At 61.2% G+C, this 23,844-nt stretch carries 18 protein-coding genes; 13 read left to right on the forward strand and 5 right to left on the reverse strand.

Features of this window, described 5'->3' with window-relative positions:
• Positions 1–83: 83 nt before the first annotated feature.
• Positions 84–2,018 carry a BCCT family transporter gene (locus NVB75_RS17645; protein ID WP_258348665.1) on the reverse strand — a complete coding sequence of 645 codons (1,935 nt, stop codon included), beginning with the start codon at positions 2,016–2,018 and terminating at the stop codon, positions 84–86.
• 375 nt (positions 2,019–2,393) lie between these two features.
• Here NVB75_RS17645 and betI point away from each other — a divergent pair, with 375 nt between their 5' ends.
• The 10 genes from betI (at position 2,394) to yccS (ending at position 17,300) form a co-directional block, all read left to right on the forward strand.
• Positions 2,394–2,987: a transcriptional regulator BetI gene (gene betI / locus NVB75_RS17650; RefSeq protein ID WP_177043168.1), complete on the forward strand. Its 594-nt coding sequence runs from the start codon at positions 2,394–2,396 to the stop codon at positions 2,985–2,987.
• 61 nt (positions 2,988–3,048) lie between these two features.
• The gene (gene betB, locus NVB75_RS17655; protein WP_076017806.1) at positions 3,049–4,521 is read left to right on the forward strand and encodes a betaine-aldehyde dehydrogenase; all 1,473 of its coding nucleotides are present in this window, start codon (positions 3,049–3,051) and stop codon (positions 4,519–4,521) included.
• Between the two features lie 196 nt (positions 4,522–4,717).
• Positions 4,718–6,421 (forward strand): choline dehydrogenase, encoded by a 1,704-nt coding sequence (betA, locus tag NVB75_RS17660; protein WP_017476450.1) that lies wholly within the window; start codon positions 4,718–4,720, stop codon positions 6,419–6,421.
• A 211-nt stretch (positions 6,422–6,632) separates the two neighbouring features.
• Positions 6,633–8,075 carry a TldD/PmbA family protein gene (locus tag NVB75_RS17665; protein WP_258342565.1) on the forward strand — a complete coding sequence of 481 codons (1,443 nt, stop codon included), beginning with the start codon at positions 6,633–6,635 and terminating at the stop codon, positions 8,073–8,075.
• Positions 8,075–9,391, forward strand: a complete 1,317-nt coding sequence (locus tag NVB75_RS17670) for a TldD/PmbA family protein (RefSeq protein ID WP_258342566.1) — start codon at positions 8,075–8,077, stop codon at positions 9,389–9,391. Before NVB75_RS17665 ends, NVB75_RS17670 begins: the two co-directional genes overlap by 1 nt.
• 329 nt (positions 9,392–9,720) lie before the next feature.
• Complete coding sequence (locus NVB75_RS17675; RefSeq protein WP_178911866.1) at positions 9,721–10,611, forward strand: alpha/beta fold hydrolase; 891 nt, start codon at positions 9,721–9,723, stop codon at positions 10,609–10,611.
• 36 nt (positions 10,612–10,647) lie between these two features.
• Positions 10,648–12,075 carry a multidrug transporter subunit MdtD gene (gene mdtD, locus NVB75_RS17680; protein ID WP_177035277.1) on the forward strand — a complete coding sequence of 476 codons (1,428 nt, stop codon included), beginning with the start codon at positions 10,648–10,650 and terminating at the stop codon, positions 12,073–12,075.
• Positions 12,076–12,205: 130 nt separating this feature from the next.
• Entirely contained in the window at positions 12,206–13,543 is a 1,338-nt protein-coding gene (gene dbpA, locus NVB75_RS17685) for an ATP-dependent RNA helicase DbpA (RefSeq protein WP_231988901.1), read from the forward strand.
• Positions 13,544–13,718: 175 nt separating this feature from the next.
• Positions 13,719–14,897, forward strand: a complete 1,179-nt coding sequence (locus NVB75_RS17690) for an NAD(P)/FAD-dependent oxidoreductase (protein WP_026077838.1) — start codon at positions 13,719–13,721, stop codon at positions 14,895–14,897.
• Positions 14,898–15,116: 219 nt separating this feature from the next.
• The gene (gene yccS / locus NVB75_RS17695; RefSeq protein ID WP_003216889.1) at positions 15,117–17,300 is read left to right on the forward strand and encodes a YccS family putative transporter; all 2,184 of its coding nucleotides are present in this window, start codon (positions 15,117–15,119) and stop codon (positions 17,298–17,300) included.
• Between the two features lie 104 nt (positions 17,301–17,404).
• On the opposite strand, the gene NVB75_RS17700 is transcribed toward yccS, so the two are convergent.
• A complete protein-coding gene (locus NVB75_RS17700) occupies positions 17,405–18,142 on the reverse strand; it encodes an ABC transporter substrate-binding protein (protein WP_258342571.1) in 738 nt (245 codons plus the stop codon).
• Between the two features lie 221 nt (positions 18,143–18,363).
• On the opposite strand from NVB75_RS17700, the gene NVB75_RS17705 reads away from it, so the two are divergent.
• Positions 18,364–18,816: a GNAT family N-acetyltransferase gene (locus NVB75_RS17705; RefSeq protein WP_258342572.1), complete on the forward strand. Its 453-nt coding sequence runs from the start codon at positions 18,364–18,366 to the stop codon at positions 18,814–18,816.
• A 123-nt stretch (positions 18,817–18,939) separates the two neighbouring features.
• On the opposite strand, the gene NVB75_RS17710 is transcribed toward NVB75_RS17705, so the two are convergent.
• The 3 genes from NVB75_RS17710 to NVB75_RS17720 are packed head-to-tail and all read right to left on the reverse strand — an operon-like array spanning position 18,940 to position 21,911.
• A complete protein-coding gene (locus NVB75_RS17710) occupies positions 18,940–19,236 on the reverse strand; it encodes a winged helix-turn-helix domain-containing protein (RefSeq protein ID WP_258342573.1) in 297 nt (98 codons plus the stop codon).
• Positions 19,237–19,255: 19 nt separating this feature from the next.
• Positions 19,256–19,756 carry a M48 family metallopeptidase gene (locus tag NVB75_RS17715; RefSeq protein WP_010167569.1) on the reverse strand — a complete coding sequence of 167 codons (501 nt, stop codon included), beginning with the start codon at positions 19,754–19,756 and terminating at the stop codon, positions 19,256–19,258.
• A gap of 43 nt (positions 19,757–19,799) precedes the next feature.
• Positions 19,800–21,911 carry a bifunctional diguanylate cyclase/phosphodiesterase gene (locus tag NVB75_RS17720; protein ID WP_258342577.1) on the reverse strand — a complete coding sequence of 704 codons (2,112 nt, stop codon included), beginning with the start codon at positions 21,909–21,911 and terminating at the stop codon, positions 19,800–19,802.
• 308 nt (positions 21,912–22,219) lie between these two features.
• Here NVB75_RS17720 and NVB75_RS17725 point away from each other — a divergent pair, with 308 nt between their 5' ends.
• Positions 22,220–22,885: a polysaccharide lyase family 7 protein gene (locus NVB75_RS17725; protein ID WP_258342578.1), complete on the forward strand. Its 666-nt coding sequence runs from the start codon at positions 22,220–22,222 to the stop codon at positions 22,883–22,885.
• A gap of 483 nt (positions 22,886–23,368) precedes the next feature.
• Positions 23,369–23,662 (forward strand): hypothetical protein, encoded by a 294-nt coding sequence (locus NVB75_RS17730; RefSeq protein WP_008434070.1) that lies wholly within the window; start codon positions 23,369–23,371, stop codon positions 23,660–23,662.
• Positions 23,663–23,844 lie beyond the last annotated feature (182 nt).

A 23,844-nucleotide genomic window follows, 5' to 3' on the forward strand; every position in this document is an offset into this window, starting at 1 on the left:
GCGTCCGCTCTTGAAATCGTGACGCGGAGCGTCACAGGATGCGTTCCCACGCGGAGCGCGGGAACGATCATCACCACCCACTCTTAGCTATAGACACGGCCAAGGAGCTGCCGATGGCTTTCAAACTGATCGAGCACGTCCCGGGTGATCTGTTCCTGGGTGAAGCCCATCAGGTCGTACTCTTGAGGCCCGTTGTGCAGGTAAACCTCGGCGCGGTAGTAACGCGTGCGCTCTTCCTCGGGCAAGTCGCTCGGTGCCGACGAATAAGCATCCAGGCTCACCTCGTAGACAAACGGATTACCCTCTTCCATCTCGATGCGCACACCAATGCAGCGCTTGGATTTACCCAGCAGGGTCTGCACTTCCAGCCCCTGATCACGCAACGCAGTCGCCGCTTCTTCCAGCGCCGGCGTGACGTGCTTGTCCATAAAGCGCTGCACGGTACCCTGGCTCGGTTGCAGGTCCAGGGCAGTCAAACGCTCGCTGAAACCACGCCGACCACGTTCAGCCAATTGCGCCTGCTCCAGCTCGATCGCCACGTCCTGGCGCATTGCCTTGTGCAGGCCGAACATGAACAGGATCAGCACCACCGAGAACGGCAGGCCGGCCAGCACCACCATGGTTTGCATGGCTTCGAAGTTACCGGCGAACAGCAGGCCGATGGTCACCAGCGTGATGACGACCGACCAGAAAATCCGCAGCCAGTGCGGCGCATCTTCGTCAACGTTGCCGCCCTTGCAGGACAGGTTCGCCATCATCACCGCGCCGGAATCCGCCGGGGTCAGGAACAGTACGAAGCCCACAAAGATCGACACACCGATGACGATTTTCGACGCCGGGTAATGCTCAAGCAGCTGGTAGATCGCCATGGACGGCTGTTCCAGTGCAGTCTTGCCCAACTCCACCGCACCATGGTTCAACACCAGGTCCAGGGCCGAGTTACCGAAGATCGACAACCACGCCAGGGTGAAGCCCAGCGGGATCAGCAGCACACCGGCCACCAGTTCACGCACCGTACGACCACGGGAAATACGTGCGATGAACATGCCCACGAATGGCGCCCAGGAAATCCACCAGGCCCAGTAGAACAGGGTCCACAGGCCCATCCAGCGTTCGGTCTTGCCGGCGTCGCCTTCATACACGTACAGGTCGAAGGTTTTCAGCACGATACCGTTCAGGTAGTCGCCGGTGTTTTGCACCAGGCCGTTGAGCAAGTGCAGGGTCGGGCCAAACAGCAACACGAAAATCAGCAGGCCGCTGAACAGCACGATGTTCAGGTTGGACAGACGGCGAATGCCGTTTTCCACACCCGACACGGCAGCGATGGTCGCCACGGTGCTCATCACGATGATCACGATCAGCAGGTTGGTGTTGCTGTGTTCCATGCCGAACAGGTTTTCCAACCCGGAGGACACTTGCATCGAACCAATCCCCAGGTTCGTCACCAGGCCCAGCAGCGTTACGAACATGCCGAAGCCGTCCACCGCGTGACCGGCCGCGCCTTTGACCCAACGCTCGCCCACCAGCGGGTACAGCGCCGAGCGCAAGGCCAGCGGCTGGTTATGACGGTAGGCAAAGTACGCCACGGCCAGGCCGACCAGTGCGTAGATCGCCCAACCGTGCAGGCCCCAGTGCAGGAACGTCAACTGCAACGCCTGACGCGCAGCGCCGCCAGTGGCCGACGCGCCTTCAGGCGGGTTGAAGTAGTGGTCCAGCGGCTCGGACGCGCCGAAGTACAGCAGCGAGATACCGATACCCGACGAAAAGAGCATGCCGGCCCAGGCGCCGTAGCTGAAGTCCGGGGTGTCGTCCTTGCTGCCCAGTTTCAATTTGCCGTAGGACGAAAACGCCAGGCCCACCACAAACACCAGGTAGGCGGCGATCACAACCATGTAGTACCAGCCAAAGCTTTTCGACAACCAGGCTTGGGCCACACCGAGCATCCTGCCGGCTTCCTGCGGGGCGATGATCAGAATCGCGGTCAACAACAGAATCAGCGCGGTGGAGGTGTAGAACACCCAACCGTTGACCCGCACCTTTTCCGGCGGGGTCTTTATAAGAGAGGCAGAACTCATGGCACAGATGCTCCGGGCAGTGCAGAGAAACACAAGGCAACGCATGACCCGAGCCATCGATTTTTCGGCAGTCGACGGACGGGTGTATAAAGACACCCCGAAAAACCACGAACCCCGGCGAACCGCTGTGCCGGGCTGTTTCATGGGGTTTCCCGATGTCAGGTGGTGCCACTTGCACGTAGGAAATACCTGTAGGCAGCGACCATTTGTCGCAGATCTTATTCTTTGTTGATTGAACGTTCAATCAAAACAAAATAGACTGGCCCACAAGCCGACGGACGTTTATCGCCCGTTGGCAGGCCTAAGGAGAGGTTCACGATGCCCAAGGTCGGTATGCAACCCATACGCCGCCAGCAGTTGATCGAAGCCACATTGACTGCGGTCGATCAGGTCGGAATGGGGGATGCCAGCATTGCGCTGATCGCCCGTCTGGCCGGTGTCTCGAATGGCATCATCAGTCACTATTTTCAGGACAAGAATGGCCTGATCGCCGCCACGATGCGGTACCTGATGAACGTGCTGATCGAGAACGTCACCGAGCGCCGGTTGGCGCTGAAAGATGACAGCCCGCGGGCTCATCTTCAGGTGATCATCGAAGGCAACTTCGACGCCAGCCAAGTCAACGGCCCGGCGATGAAAACCTGGCTGGCCTTCTGGGCCACCAGCATGCACCACCCGTCATTGCACAGGCTGCAGCGGATCAACGATCACCGTCTGTATTCCAACCTGTGTTGCCAGTTCCGCCGAGCGTTGCCGTTGTCCGACGCACGCAGCGCAGCCCGAGGCCTGGCGGCCCTGATCGACGGTTTGTGGTTGCGCGGCGCCCTGTCGGGAGACGCTTTCGACACGGAGCAGGCGCAACGGATCGCTTACGAATACATGGATTTCCAATTGGCCAAGCAGGTGAGTTAGAGCACACATAACCGCTCAACTCCCGAACCGCGCCAACCACTTATGCACTTGCGAGGACTTTATGGCCCGTTTCGAACTGCAAAAACTCTACATTGACGGCGGCTACTCCGACGCTGGCAGCGATGCCACTTTCGAAGCCATCAACCCGGCTAACGGTGAAGTTCTCGCCAATGTGCAACGCGCCACCAAAGAAGACGTTGAGCGCGCGGTAGTCAGCGCCGAAAAAGGCCAGAAAATCTGGGCCGCCATGACCGCCATGGAGCGTTCGCGCATCCTGCGTCGCGCCGTCGACATCCTGCGCGAGCGCAACGATGAGCTGGCCGCCCTGGAAACCCTGGACACCGGCAAACCGTACTCCGAAACCCAATACGTCGACATCGTCACCGGCGCCGACGTGCTGGAATACTACGCAGGCCTGGTGCCCGCCATCGAAGGCGAGCAGATCCCGCTGCGTGACACCTCGTTCGTCTACACCCGTCGCGAGCCGCTGGGCGTCGTGGCCGGTATCGGCGCATGGAACTACCCAATCCAGATCGCCCTGTGGAAATCCGCACCTGCCCTGGCGGCCGGTAACGCGATGATCTTCAAGCCAAGCGAAGTCACCTCGCTGACCACCCTGAAACTGGCTGAAATCTACACCGCAGCCGGCGTTCCGGACGGTGTGTTCAACGTTCTGACCGGCAGCGGCCGTGAAGTCGGCACCTGGCTGACCGAGCACCCGCGCATCGAGAAAGTCTCCTTCACCGGCGGCACCGACACCGGCAAGAAAGTCATGGCCAGCGCTTCGAGCTCCTCGCTCAAAGAAGTCACCATGGAACTGGGCGGCAAATCCCCGCTGATCATTTTCGACGACGCCGACCTCGACCGCGCCGCCGACATCGCGATGATGGCCAACTTCTACAGCTCGGGCCAGGTCTGCACCAACGGCACTCGCGTATTCGTTCCGACCGCCCTCAAAGGCGCGTTCGAAGCCAAGATCGCCGAGCGCGTTGCCCGCATCCGCATCGGCAACCCGGAAGATGAAAACACCAACTTCGGCCCGCTGGTCAGCTTCGCCCACATGGAAAGCGTGCTCGGCTACATCGCCAAAGGTAAAGAGCAAGGCGCGCGCCTGCTGTGCGGCGGCGACCGCCTGACCGACGGCGAATTCGCCAAGGGTGCCTACGTGGCCCCGACCGTGTTCACTGACTGCACCGACGAAATGACCATCGTCCGTGAAGAAATCTTCGGCCCGGTGATGAGCATCCTCACCTACGACACCGAAGAAGAAGTGATCCGTCGCGCCAACGACACCGACTTCGGCCTGGCCGCTGGCCTGGTGACCAAAGACCTGAACCGCGCGCACCGCGTGATTCATCAGCTGGAAGCCGGTATCTGCTGGATCAACGCCTGGGGCGAGTCCGACGCGAAGATGCCGGTGGGCGGCTACAAGCAGTCGGGCGTTGGCCGTGAAAACGGGATCAGCTCGCTGAACAACTTCACTCGCATCAAATCGGTACAGGTTGAGCTGGGCGACTACGCCTCGGTGTTCTAAAACCTGATTGAGCCTGGCATGGCCAATGTGGCGAGGGAGCTTGCTCCCGTCGGGCTGCGAAGCAGCCCCATGCCAGGTACCGCAGTTCTTTCAGACAGAACTCGAGCGCTGACTTTGCGAATGCTGCGCAGTCGAACGGGAGCAAGCTCCCTCGCCACAAAAGCAGCCTGAACCAACTTTCACGAGGGTGCATTTAATGTCCCAAGAATACGACTACATCATTGTGGGTGCCGGCTCCGCCGGTAACACCCTGGCGACCCGTCTGACCGAAGACGAAGGCGTCACCGTCCTGCTGCTGGAAGCCGGCGGCCCGGATTACCGTCTCGATTTCCGTACCCAAATGCCAGCCGCCCTGGCGTTCCCGCTGCAAGGCCGCCGCTACAACTGGGCCTACGAAACCGATCCAGAGCCACACATGGACGGTCGCCGGATGGAATGCGGTCGCGGCAAAGGCCTCGGTGGTTCTTCGCTGATCAACGGCATGTGCTACATCCGCGGCAACGCGATGGACTACGACAACTGGTCGAAACTGCCGGGCCTGGAAGATTGGACCTACCTGGACTGCCTGCCGTATTTCCGTAAAGCCGAAACCCGCGACATCGGCCCGAACGACTACCACGGTGGCGACGGCCCGGTCAGCGTGACCACGCCAAAAGCCGGCAACAACCCGCTGTTCCACGCGATGGTTGAAGCAGGCGTACAGGCCGGTTACCCACGCACCGAAGACTTGAACGGCTACCAGCAGGAAGGCTTCGGCCCGATGGACCGTACCGTGACGCCAAACGGTCGTCGCGCCAGTACCGCTCGCGGTTACTTGGACACGGCCAAGAAGCGCTCGACGCTGACCATCGTCACCCACGCCCTGACCGACAAAGTCCTGTTCGAAGGCAAGCGTGCCGTCGGCGTGCGTTACCTGATCGGTGCTGCCGAAGAGCGCGTTGAAGCCCGTGCCCGCAAGGAAGTCCTGGTGTGCAGCGGCGCAATCGCTTCGCCGCAACTGCTGCAACGCTCCGGTGTTGGCCCGGCGAAACTGCTGGAAAGCCTCGACATCCCGGTGGTCCACGACCTGCCAGGCGTCGGCGAAAACCTGCAGGATCACCTTGAGCTGTACCTGCAATACGCCTGCACCCAACCGGTCTCGCTGTACCCGTCGCTGCTCTGGTACAACCAGCCGGCCATTGGTGCCGAGTGGCTGTTCAACGGCACCGGCATCGGCGCCAGCAACCAGTTCGAAGCGGGCGGTTTCATCCGTACCCGTGAAGACTTCGATTGGCCGAACATCCAGTACCACTTCCTGCCGGTGGCGATTAACTACAACGGCAGCAACGGTGTGAAAGAGCACGGTTTCCAGGCACACATGGGCTCCATGCGTTCGCCGAGCCGTGGCCGCGTGCAGCTGAAGTCGAAGAACCCGCGGGAATACCCGAGCATCCTCTTCAACTACATGTCTACCGAGCAGGACTGGCAGGAATTCCGCGACGGCATCCGCCTGACCCGTGAAATCATGCAGCAGCCGGCACTGGATCAATACCGTGGCCGCGAAATCAGCCCGGGCATTGACGTACAGACCGACGAGCAACTGGATAAATTTATCCGCGAGCACGCCGAGACTGCGTTCCACCCGTCCTGCTCGTGCAAGATGGGCACCGACGAGATGGCCGTGGTTGACGCCGAAGGCCGTGTGCATGGCATGCAGGGTCTGCGCGTGGTTGACGCGTCGATCATGCCGATCATCACCACCGGTAACCTGAACGCGCCGACGATCATGATCGCCGAGAAAATCGCCGACAAGATCCGTGGCCGCCAGCCACTGCCGCGCAGCACTGCGGATTACTACGTAGCGGGCGATGCGCCGGTGCGTGGCAAGCCGATGCGTGAAGTAGGTCCTACAGCGCAGTAACTGATAGACCGAGGTGCTCCCTTCGCGAGCAAGCCCGCTCCCACATTTTTGACCGTGTGAACCCGATCAAATGTCGGAGGGGGCTTGCTCCCGAAGAGGCCCGATCTGACACCGCAAGACCTCCCGCCCGCCTACACTTTCCTTGATCAGCTCCCAGCCCAGGCCTACTCTGTTTGCCTGCCCGCGCCGAGCCGCCCACAAGGAAGGCCCCATGTTCGACCACCACGCCACACTCAAAAAGCAGTTCAGTGCCCTGCGCACCACCGCCGAATTCTTTTCCCTGCGCTACGTCCGGGAGTCCGGCCAGTACCTGTCGGTACGCAAGAACGTCGCCGAGCCGCCACACCTCAGCCAGGACGAAGGCGCGATGCTCACCGTGCGCCTCAACGGCGTCGAAGCCTACGCCGCCACTCACGACATTTCCCTGCCCGGCCTGCAAGCCGCCCTTGAGCGCGCCGAACAGCAAGCCCGGCTCATCAAGCCTCACGCCCTGCTCGACCTGCGCGACCAGCCGGTGTCCAGCGACATTGCCGACTACCTGTCGCCGAACCTCGACCAGCCCTTCCCGTCCCTGAGCGACTGCTACCAACTGCTCGGCGCCGAATCGGCCGCCGTGCCCAAGGACGAGCGCCTGGTGAACTGGGAAGTCAGCCTGGGCACCACCCACGTCGAACAGATCTACCTCAACAGCGCCGGCGCCGAACTGCGCCAGGCCCAGCGGTTTGTGTTCCCGGGCGTCAACGTCACGGCCTACGACGGCAAAGACAGCCAGACCCGCACCCTCGGCGGCACCAACTTCGGCCAGCAAGGCGGCTTTGACGTGATCAGCCGCTTCGGCCTGGTGGGCGCGGCCCCAAAAGTCGCAGACAGCGCCCTGCAATTACTGTTGGCGCCAAACACGCCCAACGGCAAACGCGACCTGCTGCTGACGCCCGACCAGATGATCCTGCAGATCCACGAATCCATCGGCCACCCGCTGGAACTGGACCGCATCCTCGGCGACGAGCGCAATTACGCCGGCACCAGCTTCGTCAAGGCCAGCGATTTCGGCCATTTGCAATATGGCTCCAACCTGTTGAACGTGACCTTTGACCCGGACATTCCCGAGCAGCTTGCCAGCTATGGCCATGATGACGACGGTACCAAAGCCAGCAAGCAATTCCTGATCCGAGAGGGTCTGCTGCTCAAACCGTTGGGCGGGGCGCTGTCTCAATACCGTTCTGGCATGGACGGCGTGGCCAACAGTCGTGCCTGCAGCTGGAATCGCGCGCCGATCGACCGCATGGCCAACCTCAACATCGAGCCCGGCAACAAAAGCATGGCGCAGCTGATTGGCGGTATCGAGAACGGCATCCTCATGTCCACCAACCGTTCGTGGTCGATTGACGACGCGCGCAACAAATTCCAGTTCGGTTGCGAATGGGGCCAGTTGATTGAAAACGGTGAACTCAAAGGCGTGGTCAAGAACCCCAACTACCGGGCGATCTCCGCACAGTTCTGGCGCAACCTCAGCGCTGTAGGCGACGCCAGCACCTCCAGGGTCCTGGGTACGCCAAACTGTGGCAAGGGCGAACCGAACCAGGTGATCCGCGTCGGCCATGCATCGCCGGCCTGTGTGTTCAGCAATATTGATGTATTTGGGGGAGATGCCTGATGAACAACTTCAAGGCATTGGTGGATTGGCTCAAGCAGGCCATCACCGAGACAGAACAATTCCACCTCGGCTACGCCGACGAGTCCTCCGAGTTTGTGCGTTTCAACCACGGCAAAGTGCGCCAGGCCGGCCAGGTGCAACAGGCCAGCCTGAACCTGAAGCTGATCAACGACGGGCGCCACGCCGACCTCGGTATCACCCTGGCGGGCGAGCCTGAACTGGATCGTCAGCGCCTGGCCAACGGCCTGCAACAACTGCGCGAGACCTTGCCGTTGCTGCCGCAGGATCCGTACCTGCTGCTCAACCACAACGCCTGGCAAAACAAGGACCAGCAGGACCGACCACTGCCGGACCTGGCCCAGGTGCTGGAAGCAATCAGCGTGGCCGCCGAGGGCGTGGACATGGTCGGCTTCTACGCCGCCGGCCCTATCAGCCGCGGTTTCGCCAGTTCATCAGGCGCCTTCGGCTGGCACCAGGCCAACAGTTTCAACTTCGACTTCAGCCTGTTCCACGCCAACGGCGAAGCGGTGAAAGCCAGCTACGCCGGTAACGACTGGGACAGCGCGGCCTTCGCCCAACGTTTCCAGCAGGCCCGCGAGCAACTGGAATTCCTCGGCCGCCCGCTGCACCCGCTGGCACCGGGGCAATATCGCGCCTACCTGGCCCCGGCGGCCATGGAAGAGATCATCAGCATGCTGACCTGGGGCGGGTTTTCCGCCCAGTCCATCGCCAGCAAGGGCAGCCCGTTGCAACGCTTGTACAACGGTGATCAAACCTTGAGCCCGCTGGTGACCCTGGACGAACAGGTCAGCGGCTCCCTGAGCTCGGCGTTTTCCCGCGACGGCTATCCACGCAGCGACGTGAAGCTGATCAATGCCGGCAAGGCTGAAGGCCAACTGGTCAACTCCCGCAGCGCGGCCGAATACGGCTTGAGCACCAACGGCGCCAGCGCCGATGAATCGCCCAGCGCGTTGCAGATGGCCGCCGGCAACCTGGCCCAGGCCGATATCCTCAAGCAATTGGGCACCGGCTTGTACATCAGCAACCTGTGGTACCTGAACTACTCCGACCAGCCCGCCGCGCGCCTGACCGGAATGACCCGCTTCGCCACGTTCTGGGTCGAGGACGGTGAGATCAAGGCGCCGGTCAGCACCATGCGTTTTGATGACAGCGTGTACAGCCTGCTGGGCTCGCAACTGGAAGCGCTGACCGCTGATCGGGAGTTGCTGCTGTCGGCGAGTACGTACAGCCAGCGTAATACCTCGTCCAATCTATTGCCGGGGGCATTGGTAAAACGCCTGACCCTGACCTTATAAGCAACGCAAAACCCATGTGGGAGCGGGCTTGCTCGCGAATGCGGCGTGTCAGCCACTACATCTGTGACTGAGGCACCGCATTCGCGAGCAAGCCCGCTCCCACAGTTGATCGCATTCCACATTTTGATTCGCTTCATCCTTAAAACCCCACTCCAGACACCTGGCCGTCCGGCCAGTTGTCGCTCGCGAAAAACCTCGTTATAAAGGTTAGTGGCATCTAGCCACGTCCGCGCGGTAAAAAAACTCAAACAACACCCCGCCGCCCTCAACCCACTTGATTTCAAGTGATGCATGACCTTGCCCGGGATAGGGCAAGCTGGAGCGTTGACATGAACCATGGAAGTTTTGTCATTGAAAAGCTGTTCAAGCACTACAACGTTCACGTAGAGCAGCTTGGTAACAACCCAGAGAAGAAAACCGTGCTGTTGGTCAATGGCGCGCTCTCCACCACCCGCTCGTTTGCACGCACCAGCAAGTGCCTGTCCGAGCACTTCAATGTGCTGATGTTCGACTTGCCGTTCTCCGGCTATTCACGCCCCCACAACACCGACCTGGACCTTGTGACCAAGGACGATGAAGTGCAGATCCTGCGGGCATTGGTGGAACGCTTTCAGGTCAACCACCTGGTGTCCGCCTCTTGGGGCGGGATTTCCACGCTGCTGACCCTCGCGCATAACCCGCCGTCGATTGAAAGCTCGGTGGTGATGGCGCTGGCGCCCAACCTCAATCAGGCGATGCTCGAGTACGTGGAACGGGTGCGAGTGTTGATCGAGGCCGATGACAAATCCGCCGTCGGCCATCTGCTGAATGAAACCGTGGGCAAATACCTGTCGCCCCGGCTCAAGCGCAACAACCACCGGCACCTGTCGACCATGGCCACCACCGAGTATCGCCAGGCGCGTTTCCATATCCATCAGGTGCTGGCCCTGGGTGACGGCAACTACCTGCCGCAATTGACCCGGATCGAAACCCCGGTGCACTTCCTCAACGGCGTGCTGGACGAGTACACCCCGGCAGACGAAGCCCAACTGTTCAAAAAATACGTAGGCCGCAGCAGCTTCGCCACCGCCGAACACACCGGCCATTTGCTCGACCTGGAATCCCGCGAAGCGGCCCTGGCCGTGCACCGGGCGCTGATTGATTTCCTGGTGGGCAAACACGTGGCGTTGTCAGATATAGACGAAGCGCCAGTGGGAAAAGGAGCTGCCGATGGCGCATAATCGCCGACACATAGGCTGCTAACAAAAAGGTAACTCATGCCGAATCGCGCCCCTCTCGATGCCAAGACCGCCCGCTGGCTACCCTGGGTGGTAGCGATTGCCTTTTTCATGCAATCGCTGGATGGGACGATTCTCAACACTGCGTTGCCGGCCATGGCCCGAGATCTGGCGGAGAACCCGCTGCGCATGCAAGGCGTGGTGATCGCCTACATGCTGACCGTGGCGTTGCTGATCCCGGCCTCCGGTTGGGTCGCCGACCGCTTCGGCACCAAGAAGATTTTCTTCGGCGCGATCATGCTGTTCAGCATTGGCTCGTTGCTCTGCGCGCTCTCCAGCACGCTGACCATGCTGGTGGGCGCCCGGGTGATCCAGGGCCTGGGCGGTGCCTTGATGTTGCCGGTGGGCAGGCTGGTGGTGCTGCGCGCCTACCCACGTTCGGAGCTGGTGCGCATCATGGGTTTCATCACCATTCCCGGGCTGCTGGGCCCGCTGCTCGGCCCGACCATGGGCGGCTGGATGGTGCAATACCTGACCTGGCACTGGATCTTCCTGATCAACCTGCCGGTGGGCATCATCGGCTGCTACGCCGTCTGGAAATTCATCCCCGACCTGCGCGGCAGCGAACGCACGCGTTTCGACGGCGTGGGCTTCCTGCTGTTCGGCGCGGCGATGGTGCTGATCACCATCGCCATGGAAGGCCTCGGCGAATTGCACCTGCCGCACCTGCGGGTGATGTTGCTGCTGTTCGGCGGCCTCGCGTGCCTGGCGGCGTATTGGCTGCGGGCCGGGCATATCGACAACCCGCTGTTCTCGCCGGTGCTGTTCAAGACCCGGACCTTTGCCGTGGGCATCCTCGGCAACCTGTTCGCCCGCCTGGGCAGCGGCGCGTTGCCGTTCCTGGTGCCGCTGCTGTTGCAAGTGGCGCTGGGTTATTCGCCGTCCGAAGCGGGGATGAGCATGCTGCCCCTGGCGGCGGCGGCGATGTTTGCCAAGTCCATCGCCCGGCCGCTGATCGAGCGCCTGGGCTACCGCGTGGTGCTCACCGGCAACACCCTGGCGCTGGGGATCATGCTGGCGAGCATGGGCCTGGTCAGCGAACACACGCCCTACCCGTTGCTGCTGGGCATGCTGGCGATCCTCGGGGCGATCAACTCACTGCAATTTACCGCGATGAACACCGTGACCCTGATCGACCTCGACGACGCCCAGGCCAGCAGCGGTAACAGTTTGCTGTCGGTGGTGGCGCAGTTATCCCTGAGCCTGGGGGTGGCCTGCGCCGGTGCGCTGCTGGGTGGTTTTACCGCCGAAGTGGGCAACGACGGGGTCGACACCGTGCTCGGCGCGTTCCAGTTGACCTTCGTCACCGTGGGCATCATGGCGATGCTGGCGGCGGCGATCTTCCTGCAATTGTCGCCAAAAGACGGCAAACGCGTGGTCAGCCGTGAGCACGACATTGAGCATTAACAGGCTTCTCGTCTAGAACTTGCAGGGAAAATCCCACGGGGCTGGTACACTGCGCGACATTTTGTTTTGCAGAGCCAGTCCCGTGACTACCATCGCCACCGCTTTTAATACTTTGCCCCTGTCCGCCGCCATGCTGGCTAACCTCGACTCGCTGGGTTATGTCGAGATGACGCAGATCCAGGCGCAAAGCTTGCCGGTGATCCTCAAAGGGCTGGACCTGATTGCCCAGGCCAAGACCGGCAGCGGCAAGACCGCAGCCTTTGGCATCGGCCTGTTGAACCCGATCAACCCGCGCTACTTCGGCTGCCAGGCACTGGTCATGTGCCCGACCCGCGAACTGGCGGACCAGGTGGCCAAGGAAATTCGTCGCCTGGCCCGCGCCGAAGACAACATCAAGGTGCTGACCCTGTGCGGCGGCGTGTCCCTCGGCCCGCAGATCGCCTCCCTGGAGCACGGCGCCCACGTCATCGTCGGTACCCCGGGCCGCATCCAGCAGCACCTGCGCAAGGGTTCGCTGGTCCTGGACGGCTTGAACACACTGATCCTCGATGAAGCCGACCGCATGCTCGACATGGGCTTCTACGACGCCATCGAAGACATCATCAGCAAGACCCCGGCCCGCCGCCAGACCCTGCTTTTTTCGGCCACCTACCCGGTGAGCATCAAGCAGTTGGCCTCGAAATTCATGCGCGCGCCGCAGCAAGTCAAGGCCGAAGCGTTCCACTCGGACGATCAGATCGAGCAGCGCTTCTACGAGATTTCCCCGGAAGAGCGCATGGACGCGGTGACCAAGGTCCTGGCGCATTTCCGTCCGGCTTCTTGCGTGGCCTTCTGCTTCACCAAGCAGCAAGTGCAGGAAACCGTGGATCACCTGACGTCCAAGGGCATCTCCGCCGTTGGCCTGCATGGCGACCTGGAACAGCGCGACCGTGACCAGGTGCTGGCGATGTTCGCCAACCGCAGTACATCGGTACTGGTGGCCACCGACGTAGCCGCCCGTGGCTTGGACATTGATGCACTGGACATGGTGATCAACGTCGAACTGGCCCGCGACTCGGAAATCCACATTCACCGCGTGGGCCGTACCGGTCGTGCCGGTGAGACGGGCATTGCTATCAGCCTCGTCGCACCGTCCGAAGCCCATCGCGCCCAGGCCATCGAGCAACTGCAGAAGTCGCCGCTGAACTGGGACCAACTGGACAACCTCAAGCCTCAGAGCGGCGGCCCGTTGCTGCCGGTGATGAGCACCCTGTGCATCGCCGCCGGCCGTAAAGACAAGGTTCGCCCGGGCGATATCCTTGGCGCACTGACCGGTGAAGCCGGGATTCCGGGGGCCCAGGTCGGCAAGATCGCGATCTTTGATTTCCAGGCCTTTGTGGCCGTGGAACGCGGGATCGCCAAACAGGCGCTGCAGCGCTTGAATGACGGCAAGATCAAAGGCCGTTCGTTGCGCGTGCGTATCCTGTAAAGATCTCAAGCTATACCGAGATCAAAAATGTGGGAGCGGGCTTGCTCGCGAATGCGGTGTATCAGTCGACAGATTCGGTGACTGACACTCCGCATTCGCGAGCAAGTCGAATCGTCGCACCGCCGCTCCCACATTTGACTGTATTCCAATTCAGAATTTGTATGAGGACATGGCTGTGCGCTCGACCGAAGTTGTGATCATTGGCGCCGGCGCCGCAGGCTTGATGTGTGCGCTGACCGCCGCCGGGCGTGGGCGCAAGGTGATGTTGATCGACCACGCGAACAAGGCCGGCAAAAAGATCCTGATGTCCGGCGGTGGCCGCTGCAACTTCACCAATATGTACACGGAGCCGGCCAACTTCCTCTCCCACAACGCGCACTTCTGCAAGTCCGCCCTGGCCCGCTACACCCAGTGGGATTTCATCGCGCTGGTGGCCAAGCACGGCGTGCCGTACCACGAGAAGAAACTCGGCCAGCTGTTCTGCGACAACAAGTCCAGCGACATCCTCGGGATGCTGCTGGATGAGTGCATCCAGGTCGGCGTGAGCATGCACCTGGACACCTCGGTACAAGAGATTGCAAAGGTCGATGGCGGCTATCAGTTGCAAACCACCCTGGGTGAGTTGCGCTGCGAATCGCTGGTGATCGCCACCGGCGGGCTGTCGATCCCGACCCTGGGCGCCACCGGCTTTGGTTACCAGGTCGCCAAGCAGTTCGGCCATGAACTGCTGCCAACCCGCGCCGGGCTGGTGCCGTTCACCATCACCGATCAGCTCAAGGAATTGTGCGGCGAGCTGTCCGGTACCTCCGTGGATTGCCTGGTGAGCTGTAATGACCAGAGCTTTCGCGAGAACATCCTGTTTACCCACCGCGGCCTGAGCGGGCCGGCGATCCTGCAGATTTCCTCCTACTGGGAACCCGGCGACACCGTGGAAATCAACCTGCTGCCCGACCACGACGCCCACACCTGGCTGCAAGCGCAACAGGTGGAGCGCCCGAACAGCGAGCTGAAAACCCTGCTGGGTGAGATCTTCACCAAGAAGATGGCCAACCTGCTGGCCGAAACCTGGTTCGTTTCCAAGCCGATGAAGCAGTACACCCACGCCGAGATTGCCGACATCGCCAGCAAACTGGGGAGCTGGCAGTTGGTGCCGGCGGGCACTGAAGGCTATCGCACCGCCGAGGTCACCCTGGGTGGCGTGGACACCCGGGAGGTTTCGTCCAAGACCATGGAATCCCTGAAAAGCCCCGGTTTGTACTTCATCGGCGAAGTGTTGGATGTGACCGGTCACCTGGGCGGGTTCAATTTCCAGTGGGCGTGGGCTTCCGGTTATGCCGCTGCCCAATTTGCCTGACGCAACGCGGTAAAAAAATGTGGGAGCGGGCTTGCTCGCGAAGGCGGAGTGTCAGCTAATACATCAGTGACTGATACACCGCCTTCGCGAGCAAGCCCGCTCCCACATTGATAATGTCGGGCCCGGAACATATTTTGCTCTCAGATGTGATCGCCACGCTTGCCGTGGCGTCATTACTGGCTCAATTTAGCGGCATCGTCCCGGAAGACCCCAGACTTCATGTCATCGACCTCCTTCAAGCAGTCCATGCGGCGCCTTTGGGCACTGGATAAGTTCAGTTACAGCGTACGGGTATTCATCGCCCTGACCGGCAGCATGGCGCTGTGCTGGTACCAGAATGAGATGGCGCTGCTGATCCCGCTGTTCCTGGGGATTATCGCCAGCGCCCTGGCCGAGACCGATGACAACTGGCAAGGCCGGCTCAACGCCCTGGCCGTGACACTGGTGTGCTTCAGCACCGCGGCACTGTCCGTCGAACTGCTCTTCCCCTACCCCTGGATCTTCGCGATCTTCCTGGCGCTCTCCAGCTTCGGCCTGACCATGCTCGGTGCCCTGGGCGAGCGTTATGGGGCGATCGCTTCGGCCACCCTGATTCTCTCGGTCTACACCATGATCGGCGTGGACCAGCGCGGTGGTGCGGTCACCGATTTCTGGCATGAACCCTTGCTGCTGGTGGCCGGTGCCGCGTGGTATGGCGCGCTGTCGGTGCTGTGGCAAGTGCTGTTTTCCAACCAGCCGGTGCAGCAGAGCCTGGCGCGGTTGTTTCGTGAGCTGGGGCGTTACCTCAAGCTCAAGTCCTCATTGTTCGAACCGATCCGCCAACTGGATGTGGAAGCGCGACGCCTGGAACTGGCGCAGCAAAATGGCCGGGTGGTGGCAGCATTGAACGCGGCCAAAGAGATCATCCTGCACCGGGTCGGCAATGGCCGCCCGGGCTCCAAGGTCAGCCGCTACCTCAAGCTGTATTTCCTGGCCCAGGACATCCACGAACGCGCCAGTTCCTCCCACTACCCTTACAACGCACTCGCCGAGGCCTTCTTCCACAGCGACGTGCTGTTCCGCTGCCAGCGCCTGCTGCGCCAGCAAGGCAAGGCCTGCCAGACCCTCGCCGAATCGATCCAGATGCGCCAGCCCTTCGTCTATGACGACAGCTTTGCCGAAGCCCTGGGCGACCTGAATGCCTCCCTGGAACACCTGCGCATCCAAAGCAACCCGGCCTGGCGCGGCCTGCTGCGCTCCCTGCGTGCCCTGGCCGCCAACCTGTCGACCCTGGACCGCCTGCTCGGCGACGCCGCCAACCCCGACAGCCTGGCCGATGCCACCGACAGCAGCCTGCTGGACCGCGCACCGCGCAACCTCAAAGAGATGTGGACCCGCCTGCGCACGCAGCTGACGCCTACTTCATTGCTGTTCCGCCACGCCCTGCGCCTGCCCCTGGCACTGAGCATCGGCTATTGGATGGTGCACTTGATTCACCCGTCCCAGGGCTACTGGATCATCCTCACCACCCTGTTCGTGTGCCAGCCGAACTACGGTGCCACCCGGCGCAAACTGGGCCAGCGGATCATCGGCACCGCCATCGGCCTGACCATCGCCTGGGCGCTGTTCGACCTGTTCCCCAACCCGCTGATCCAGTCAATGTTCGCCATCGCTGCCGGCCTGGTGTTCTTTATCAACCGCACCACGCGCTACACCCTGGCGACCGCTGCGATCACGCTGATGGTGCTGTTCTGCTTCAACCAGGTGGGCGATGGCTACGGGCTGTTCCTGCCACGGCTGTTCGACACCTTGCTCGGCAGCCTGATCGCCGGGCTGGCGGTGTTCCTGTTCCTGCCGGACTGGCAGGGTCGACGCCTTAACAAGGTGCTGGCCAACACCCTGACCTGCAACAGCATCTACCTGCGCCAGATCATGCAGCAGTACGCCGCCGGCAAGAGCGACGACCTGGCTTACCGCCTGGCCCGGCGCAACGCCCACAACGCCGACGCCGCACTGTCCACCACCCTGGCGAATATGCTGATGGAGCCGGGGCATTTCCGTAAGGAGGCAGATGTAGGGTTCAGGTTCCTGGTGCTGTCCCACACGCTGCTCAGCTACCTGTCAGGGCTGGGTGCGCACCGGGAAACCCAATTGCCGGCGGAGGTGCGCGAGCACTTGATCGAAGGCGCCGGGAAGACGCTGGCGGCGAGCATCGATGAGATCGCCACGGGGCTGGCCAACAAGCAGCCGATCGCGATTCAAAGTGATGCGGAAGAAGCCTTGGCGGTGGACCTGGAACAGATGCCGGATGAGATTGATGAAGGACAGCGGTTGGTGCAGACGCAGTTGGCGTTGATCTGCCGGCAACTGGGGCCGTTGCGCACGTTGGCGGCGCACCTGATCAAAGACACCAGCGAAGCCTGAACCCCTTTCGCGAGCAAGCCCGCTCCCACACTCGACCGCATTCCAACGGTGGAACTCGGTCGAATGTGGGAGCGGGCTTGCTCGCGAAGGGGCCATTAGCCTCACTACATCCCATGCTGCTTCATCAACCGCGCATAACTGCCATCCACTTTCATCTTGGCAATCTCCCGATCAAACCCGGCAACAATCTGCTCATGCTGCGGATTTTTCAGGCTGACCAGAATGTGCAGGCTGTTTTCGCTCAACGGTACCGGCAAAAAATCCACCGCGTTGCGCACCGTGGCGGACTCCCGTGCCAGGTAGTAACGGGCGACGAATTCATCTTCCACCGTCAGCCGGACCCGCCGCGCCGCCAACATCCGCACGGCCATGGCGAAGTTATGCACCGGGACTTTCTGCAATTGCACATCGGCGTCGAACGCCGCCGAATAAGCGTACCCACGCACCACAGCGACGGGATAATCGTGCAATTGCTCCAGGTTCTGGTACTCGATGGGGTCATCCCGACGTTTTAGAAACAGCACCCGATTGAGCAGGTATTCGCCGGAAAACTGCCCCAACTGAGTTCGCGCGTCGTCGTACCAGGCGTTGATGAGTACGTCGTAACGCCCATCGCCCACCCCCATCAGCGCGCGGGCCCAGGGCACCTGTTCAAAGTCACTGGCGAAGCCGGCGCGGGCCAGGGCGGTGGTGACGATATCGGTGGCCAACCCACCATTGATCAGGGTGGCATCGGTAAACGGCGGCCAGGCATCCGCTACCAGGCGCAAACGTTCTGCCGCCGCCGTCTGGGCCAGCAACAACAAACCGATCAAAGCAACGGCACGAGAAAATCGCGGCATGCTCAAGTCCTTGGCGGGCGTTCTATGGCCTGACCTCAGGGTTGAACCCGAGGGTTTAACAGTAGCTCATCAATGAGCCTGTACTGCAGATTACACAAAGGCGGAAGTGGCGCACGCACAGAATGATGGCAAATTGATCTCACTCACAAAAAATCCGCAATTTAGACACCCGCCCCCCACGCGCTTACTATCCTGACCAGACAATCAGCCGAGAAAACACCATGACAGTCGAATGGGTCTGCAAACACCACAGTGATCTGGGCAAGGAGCAGCTGTACGCCATTTTGCGCCTGCGCTCGGAGGTCTTCGTGGTCGAGCAGAAATGCGTCTACCAGGACATCGATGGCCAGGACCTGGACGGTGACACCCATCACCTGATGGCCTGGAGCGACGGTCAATTGCAGGCCTACCTGCGCCTGCTGGATCCAGAATCCCAGGGCGGCGATGTGGTGATCGGCCGGGTGATCGTTGCACCGAGTGCGCGGGGCACCGGGCTGGGGCACCAGATGATGGATGAGGCGCTCAGGCAGGCGGAGAAACAGTGGCCCGACGTGCCGATCTATCTGTCGGCCCAGGCGCATTTGCAGGGGTATTACGGGCGGTACGGGTTTGTGGTGGCGGGTGAGGAATACCTGGAGGATGACATTCCACATATAGGCATGCGCCGTCCCTGAACAGTTTAAAGGGCGGCAAAGCTACTGTGGCGAGCGAGCTTGCTCGCGCTGGGCTGCGAAGCGGCCCCAAAAAAAGCGGGAGCGCTGCGCACTCCAACGCGAGCAAGCTCGCTCGCCACAGGGTCAGGGGTAATCCAGGACAGCCTTGATCCGGCTTAGGTTCGCCTCGATCCAGCGCCGATCAATCGCGCCCCAATCACGAATCCGATAGCGCCCGGCATGGTTGCGGGCGCCGTCTTCCTGCTCAAACTCACACACAATGTCCAGGTCCGCCAACGCCGCAATCGTGTCCTGGGCGGTGCGCCGCGGCATGCCCGTCACGTCGGTCAATGCCGGGACGCTGCTGGCCAGCTGGCTGTCGATCAGATACGCCACATACAGGCGCCGGTAGAAGCTGCTTTTGGTCTTGCTCACATCCATGCTCGATCGCCTTTGAAGGTTAGGGCTTGCCCTGCAGGTCCCGCCAGGTCAGGTATACCCGCAGGTCGAATTCCACCTGATGGTAGCCCGGCAACATGTATTCACAGAGTTTGTAGAACGCTTTGTTGTGGTCCGACTCTTTAAAGTGCGCCAGTTCGTGTACCACGATCATGCGCAGAAACTCCGGCGCGGCTTCCTTGAACAGCGAGGCGATGCGGATTTCTTTCTTCGACTTGAGGTTGCCACCCTGCACCCGGGAGATGGTGGTGTGCAGGCCGAGGGCGCGGTGGGTCAGGTCCAGGCGGTTATCGAACAGCACTTTGTCGATGGCCGGGGCATTGCGCAGGTGTTCCTGCTTCAGGGCCTGGGCATAGCTGTACAGGGCTTTGTCGCTCTGCACGCCATGACGCTCGGGGTAACGCTGGGTCAGGTAGTCGCCGAGTTGGTCCTTGGCAATCAACTGGCGCACTTGCTCCTGCAATGCTGCGGGGTAGGCCTGGAGGTATTTCAGCGCGGTCATGGGGTCAACAACGGGGATTTGAATGGGCGCCAGTGTAGCGAATTCAGCGCAGTGCTGCGCGTTGGTGCCAGTCGGCAATTTCATCGGCCATCAACGGTGGCGCTATCTGCGGCCCCTGGATGAACTGGCAACCATTGGCCTTTAGCCACTCCGCTTGCTCCTGGGTCTCGACGCCCTCGGCAATCACCAGCAGGTCGAAGTGCCGGCACAGTTCGATAATGCTCCGCGTCATCGCCGCATCCCGGGATGAGCCTGGCAGGCGGGCGACCAGCTTAGGGTCGAGCTTGAGGGTATCGAACTCAAGGTCCCGCAGGTGCGCCAGGGAGCAGTTGCCCGCGCCGAAGTCATCGAGGGCGATCCGCACCCCTGCCCGGCGCAACAGCTTGAGCTGCTTGGTGGACTCATCCAGGTTGTGCATCAGGCTTTCTTCGCTGATCTCCACCTCAAGCTGCCGGCCCTGCAGCCCATGTCGCTCGAGCACCTGCTGCAGCTGGCTGGCCAGGTTCGGCATATTGAACTGGCTGCTGCTCAAACTCACGCTCAGCACCAGCCCGTCGCTGAACACCGCTTTCCATTCCTGCCGCTGGGCGGCCACCTGCTGATAGATCCACGAGCTTAATTGGCTGATCAGCCGCGCTTCTTCCAGCAACGGCAGAAACAGCCCCGGCGGCACATCGCCGACACTCGGATGCTGCCAGCGCAATAGCGCTTCGACACCCCGCAAGTGACCGTCGTGCAGCGAGACCTGCGGCTGGTACACCAGGGTGAAATCCTTGCTGTCGATGGCGTTGCGCACGCTGTCTTCGAGCATCAGCCGCGAGCGGGCCCGGCCGTTCATTTCCTGGTCGTAATAGCGATATTGCTGACGCCCGGCACGCTTGGCCTCGTACATGGCAACGTCGGCAGCCCGCAGCAGGCCGTTGAGGTCCGAGCCGCAGTCCGGAAAGGTGGCGATGCCGATACTGACGCCCAGCATCACATCCAAACCGTCGACCTGCTGACAGATCGACACCCGCTCGATCAGTTTTTCCGCAATCTTGGCCGCCTGCTCCGGGAATTCCAGCTCCAGCAGCGCGGTGAATTCATCCCCGCCCATGCGGCCAAGAATGTCGTAGGAGCGCAGGCACGCCTTCAACTGCTCCGAGACCCAGCGCAGCACCCGGTCACCGGCGTCGTGCCCCAGGGAATCATTGACCCGCTTGAACCCGTCGAGGTCCAGGTACAGCAGCACCAGCGACTGTTCGCTACGCTCACTGCGCAACAGCACATTCTCCACCGCCTGGTGAAACCCGCGCCGGTTGAGCAAGCCGGTCAGCGGGTCGGTAACCGCCTGGAACTCCAGTTGCTGATGCAGATGGCGCACCTCGGACATGTCCAGCACTGTGACCACCATGGCTTTCTGCTCGGCCGGCAGCGGCGCGCAGGACATCGCCACCGGCAGTTGCTGGCCGGGCGCGGTGCGCAAGATCGCATCGTGCAGCCGCCAGGTTTCGCCGCGCTTGTAGCCTTCGTACAAGGCCGAGTCAGGCCAGCCAGGCACGTGGGGCTTTTGCAGAAAAGCGAGGAACTCGGCGCCCTGCAACTCGGCGACCGGCGCATTCAGCAGCCGCGAAATCGCCGGGTTGGCGTAGCTGATCACGCCGTCCTCGCCCACCACCAGGATGCCTTCGGCGGCGTTGTCGAGCACCGAGGCATTGAAGGCCCGGGCTGACTCCAGGTCATGACTCAGGCGCTGCAAGGCCCGGCGATTACGCTGGTGCTCCAGCAGGGCCTGGACCTTGGGCTTGAGGATATTGGGGTCGAAGGGTTTGAGCAGGTAGTCGATCGCGCCGCTGGCATACCCTTCCAGCACCGCCGCCGGCGATTGGGCGTGGGCGCTGAGAAAGATGATCGGGGTCATTTGCGTGCGCTGGCTGCCGCGCATCAGCCGGGCGACTTCAAAACCGTCCATGCCGGGCATCATCACATCCAGCAACACCAGGTCGACGTCATGCTCCAGCAGTAATCCCAGGGCTTCAATCCCGGACGCCGCCGTCACCACATGCCAGTCTTCACGCTGCAATAGTGCACGCATGCTGATCAGGTTCTCGGGATAGTCATCGACCACCAAAAGCACTGAACAACCATCGCGAGGCTTGATTGGAGCGCATTCCATTGCTGCTTCTCTTTCGTCGGCGTCACTCCGGTCATTTTTGCGATAAAACCGGATAAACAATAAGGGCTCACTCTATCCCTGGATCCCATAAAGCAGAAGCCACGGCGGTGCCATCATTGCGCCAAAGTCCAGCCAACCGACTAACGGTCAGTGTCTACAGCCCCCGGTTTATGGGAAACATGGCTTTTTGACATTTGTCTGACGCCAACAAACCGCCACAAAATCATTAACAATCCATTTCGAGCCACCTATAAAGAAAGTGCCGGCCCCCGAGCCAAGGCCTTCTCTCCCCGTTAAAGGCGTATTCAATGATTGATCTGTCCACCTGGAACCTGAGCATCCCCGTCGGCTCCCCGCCCTCGACCATCGACACCCCGAAACTGCTCAGCGGGTTCAAGGACCAATACTTCCAGGCCGAAGGCAGCAGCGTGCAATTCTGGACGCCGGTCACCGGCACGCGTACCGAAAACGCCGTTTACCCCCGTAGCGAACTGCGGGAAACCTATGCCGACGGCCGCCTGCGCAACTGGCTGTACAGCGACGCCGACAACTACCTGCGCGCCACGTTGGCGGTCAACAAGGTGCCGTCCTCCGGCAAGGTGGTGATCGGTCAAATCCACGCCTACGAAAGCCAGAAGCCACTGATCAAGGTCGAGTACCAATACAAGGAAAAAACCCAGACCGGCAACATCGTCGCCAAGGTGCGCATGCGCCCTGACGAGTCGGAAGGCCGGGTGATCATCGTTGCCGAGAACGTACCGCTGGACCGCGACTTCACCTATGTCATCCACCTGAACAAGGCCGGATTGTTGAGCGTCGACGCTGCCAATGGGCAATGGAACGAACGAATTGGCGCTGCGTGGGGCAAACAACCGCTGTACTTCAAGGCCGGTGCCTACGTGCAGGACAACAGCGGCAACAGCAAGGAAGGGGCTCGGGTGACGTTTGCCAAGCTGGATATTGATCACGAGTGAGGCTGGCGGCTCGTAGGCACAGTCCTAAAGACCTAAGGATCATTCGGTGCTCAATAACAGTCGATCAAACACCACTGATCCCTGTGGGAGCCGGCGGTGCGACGATTCGACTTGCCCGCGATGACGGTGTATCAGTCACAGAATAAGCTGGCTGACCCACCGCCATCGCGGGCAGGCCCAGCTCCCACAGGGGTTCTGTGTCCTACAGGGCCGTTGCGGTGAGTCGGAGCGCCGCTTATAGTTCGCCCCGTCGCCGGCATTGAACGGCGATAGGGTTTCGCAGCCCTACAGAGTTAATACCGTATCCGTCAAAATACGACATAGGCAGTCCTGCCAATGCTCGGCTTTTTATGGCGGTTGTACGTGGGAGACCTTCGGGTCTGCCGGGTCTTAACTCCTCGGTCTGCGAACCCGCGTACAGCTGCCACCCTATTTGTTTCGCAGCAAACGGTGGCCAATTTTCTTTTGAGTTAAGGATTTGCCATGAAGCCACAACTTCCGCCCCGCCGTTTCACCCCTTGCACCGAAACAGCCACCGAATACCCTGTGCTATTGATCGACAGCGATGCACCACTCACGGACCTGCACGCCTGCCTGCGTGAACGCCTCAACGCCGCCCTCGAACACCTCAACCTGATGGCCTGCTCCAGCCTGCCCGATTTTGCGGAGCGTGACCTGAACCACGTAGCCAACACCGCCCGCATCCTGGTGCAGGACGTAAGCGACGTATTTCGCGTCATCGAATACCGCGGCTTCGACACCCCCGCAGCCGCCTGATCAAATTTCAGCCACAAAACGCCCGCACCGCTGCGGGCGTTTTTCTTAAGGGGACAGATTTATTTGTCGAACTATCTGACACTCTCCTACCACTCGGCCCGTGCCCTATCAGTTCACCAAGGAGCCTTGAAGGAGAATTCCCCAGTCACATCACATCACACACGTGAAGCCGAACCCTGTTT

Origin of the sequence: Pseudomonas sp. CBS (genome assembly GCF_024734645.1) — a bacterium.
In the GTDB taxonomy this organism is placed as follows: domain Bacteria; phylum Pseudomonadota; class Gammaproteobacteria; order Pseudomonadales; family Pseudomonadaceae; genus Aquipseudomonas.